This window comes from Streptomyces odonnellii, assembly GCF_000981895.1.
In the GTDB taxonomy this organism is placed as follows: domain Bacteria; phylum Actinomycetota; class Actinomycetes; order Streptomycetales; family Streptomycetaceae; genus Streptomyces; species Streptomyces odonnellii.
In genome coordinates, this window is record NZ_LATD01000610.1 from 1 (window position 1) to 1,852 (window position 1,852).

The 1,852-nt window shown below is 71.9% G+C and carries 1 protein-coding gene and 1 pseudogene; both read left to right on the forward strand.

Going from position 1 to position 1,852, the window contains the following annotated elements; all coding sequences use genetic code 11:
- Positions 1–304: pseudogene (locus WH07_RS35615) on the forward strand (TetR family transcriptional regulator); the annotation flags it as partial.
- 933 nt (positions 305–1,237) lie between these two features.
- Complete coding sequence (locus WH07_RS35620) at positions 1,238–1,810, forward strand: GNAT family N-acetyltransferase (RefSeq protein ID WP_046509382.1); 573 nt, start codon at positions 1,238–1,240, stop codon at positions 1,808–1,810.
- The last annotated feature ends 42 nt before the right edge of the window (positions 1,811–1,852 follow it).

Genomic DNA, 1,852 nt, shown 5'->3' on the forward strand with positions numbered 1-1,852 from the left:
GTGCCCCTACATCGCCGCCGCCGTCGAACTCCACGACCCCCAGCACCCCGCATCCCAGTACGCACACGACTACAAGAAAGCCGTCGCCGCGCGGCTCGCCGACACCGCCCGCGAAGCCGGCGCCACCGACCCCGAACAGCTCGGCGAGCAGCTCGCGCTGCTCATCGACGGCGCCGCGGCCCGCACCCGGGTCCTCAACACCGACACCTTCCCCACCGCCGCCGCCATCGCCGCCGTCCTCATCGACAACGCCATCCCCACCACACCCAGCAACGACCGACGGCAGGAGGAAGCGCCAAGCTGACGCGGCACTCCCCGGCCGGGCCGGACACACTGCTGGCCGCGCGACTGCATACGCGACTGCACCCGCACGTACGACACCAGCCGCCCGGCACCCAGCACCCGGCCCGGGCCCGCCGGCCTTCACGGAACCGCCCGCACACCTGCCGAAAGCCGCGGCAGAAACCGCCGGGAAGACCAGCAACCCCCGGGACCCCCCGACATAGCCGGCCTGACAGCCCCCGGCCCCGCACACCGCCGCAGCACCGAACAGCCCCAGCAGGTGTTCTCCACGTGCTGCCCCGCGCACCGCTACAACCCCTGGTTCCGTGCAACCAGCGGCCTGCTCCCCGGCGATTGGCTCTGTCCGCGAGAACTGGCAGCGGATGTACACGTTTGGGAGGCAGCCGCCGCCCGAGAGGGAATCGAAATGTTCACGGGTTTCGACAGCAGCGCTGACACGGAGAAGTCGCCGCTGGGTGCGATGGCCGACACCGTCGGGGTCTGGTGCCCCGACCGCATCGGCGCGCCGTCTTCAGGCAGGTGGAAGAGGCCCTGCGACAGTGACCGTGGCGGTCCACCAGTCCGGTTGACCGGGTGCGTGCCAGAGAACGCCGAGCCGGCGGCGGGTGAGTTCTTCCGCCTTCCGGACCAGGGCCGCCTGCGCGATGTCCGGCTCGGACGAGGGCGCAGGACCAGCAAGAGTGCCGCCGGCGATGCCTGCCGGCCCGGTGAAGTGGACGGCGTACCTCCATCCGTCCCGGGGTCCGGCACAGGACGAGGCCGGCCGCCGACCCGAAGGTGCGCCAGTACGGCCGCCGTTTGCCCGCCATGCCGGCACGGTACTGCGGACTCACAGCCCATGCGGCGCGTCCGGCGTCACCGGGAACGTACGCGCCCCCGGCCATCCGGACAAACGGATGGCCGGGGGCGAGCGTGACGCGGCAGGATGCTCCGCATGACCTTGCCCACCCCCGAGCTGCACACCGACCGCCTGCGACTGCGGCCGTTCACCGACGCCGACGCGGCGCCGCTCTACGCGCTGCACAGCAGCGCCGACGTGCTGCGCTACTGGGACTCCCCGCCGTGGACCGAACCGGCCCGCGCCCAGCGCTTCATCGCGACCAGCCGGACGATCGAGAAGGAAGGCACGGGAGCGCGGGTGGCCGTCGACCGCGTCTGCGACGACGCGTTTATCGGTTGGTGCGGCCTGACCGGCTGGAACCCGGACTTCCGCAGCGCGTCCCTGGGCTACGTCTTCGACGCCGCCGCGTGGGGCCACGGCTACGCCACGGAGACCGCGCACGCCCTCCTGCGGTGGGCGTTCGACACCCTGGACCTGAACCGCGTCCAGGCCGGGACCGACACCCGCAACGCGGCATCCGCACGGGTCCTGGAGAAGCTCGGCTTCGTCCGCGAAGGCACCCTCCGCGAGGACTGCGTCGTCAACGGCGACGTCTCCGACTCCTGGATCTTCGGCCTCCTCCGCCGCGAGTGGCATCCAACGGCCACACCGACGGCCGGCCGCTAGGGCGTGTCTTCAAATGTCACGCCCACATCAGGAGCGAGGCGA

Bases quoted from the DNA above. Each gene is read 5' to 3' on its own strand.
- WH07_RS35620 (WP_046509382.1), top strand. From the start codon at position 1,238: ATGACCTTGCCCACCCCCGAGCTGCACACCGACCGCCTGCGACTGCGG.